The organism is Stenotrophomonas chelatiphaga, from assembly GCF_001431535.1.
GTDB classification, from domain to species: domain Bacteria; phylum Pseudomonadota; class Gammaproteobacteria; order Xanthomonadales; family Xanthomonadaceae; genus Stenotrophomonas; species Stenotrophomonas chelatiphaga.
The window spans coordinates 1-1,058 of sequence record NZ_LDJK01000121.1 but is presented as its reverse complement, the minus strand read 5'-3'; the positions used below and the strand labels follow the sequence as shown (position 1 = coordinate 1,058).

Sequence of the window (1,058 nt, the reverse complement as noted above, 5' to 3'; positions counted from 1 at the left end):
GACAGCCTGGAACAGGCCGATTTCCTGCGCCTGATGACCGAACAGCTGCAGCACCAGGATCCGCTGAAGCCGATGGACAACACCCAGATGGTCGCGCAGATGGCGCAGATGTCGACCGTGCAGGGCATCACCGACCTCAACACCACGGTGAAGGGTTTCCAGACCTCGATGGCCAGCGACCAGGTGCTGCGTGGCGCCGCGCTGGTCGGCCACGACGTCCTGGTGCCGTCGGAAAAGATGGTGCTGGAGGCTGAAGGCAGCGTCGGCGGCGTGGTCGCCGCACCGAGCGCCGGCATGATCAACGTGGACATCACCGATGCCAACGGCCTGAAGGTCGCCCAGGTCACCGTGGAAGCCACTGCCGCCGGAGAAACCAGCTTCGCGTGGGACGGCAAGGACAGCAGCGGCAACCGCCTGCCGCCCGGCAATTATTCGCTGGTGGCCAACCACACCGACACCGCCGGTGCGCAGACCAAGCTGGGCACCTACGTGGAAGCCCCGGTGGAAAGCGTGACCGTCGGGTCCGATGGCCTGTACCTGAATCTCAAGGGATTGGGCGCCGCCCCGATCGACTACGTGCTCCGCATCAGCTGAGCCCCCAGACCGCTTAAACGAGGAGTCCACCATGGCTTTCAATGTCTCGCTGTCCGGCATCAACGCCGCCAACACCGACCTCAGCGTCACCGCCAACAACGTCGCCAACGTCAACACCACCGGCTTCAAGCAGTCGCGCGCCGAGTTCGCCGATCTGTTTTCGGCCACCAGCTATGGCCTGTCACGCAATGCGGTGGGCTCGGGCGCACGCGTGTCCAACGTGGCCCAGCAGTTCAGCCAGGGCAACAACAGCCAGACCGGGCGCAGCCTGGACCTGGCCGTGTCCGGCGAAGGCTTCTTCACCATGAGCATGAACGGCCAGCGCACCTATTCGCGCGCCGGCAACTTCCAGACCGATGCGCAGGGCTTCGTGGTCAATCCGGCCGGCGCGCGCCTGCAGGTGTTCACCCCGAATGCCGACGGCACCACCTTCGATTCCGGTCGCCTGACCGACCTGCAGCTGC

2 protein-coding genes are annotated in these 1,058 nt (G+C 65.4%); both read left to right on the top strand.

The annotated features are described in order from the left end of the window. A partial coding sequence (locus ABB28_RS17375; RefSeq protein WP_057687608.1) for a flagellar hook capping FlgD N-terminal domain-containing protein occupies positions 1-594 on the top strand: 594 nt, incomplete at its 5' end. 31 nt (positions 595-625) lie between these two features. Further along, positions 626-1,058 (top strand): flagellar hook-basal body complex protein (locus ABB28_RS17370; protein ID WP_152983509.1); only part of this gene is annotated, 433 nt, incomplete at its 3' end.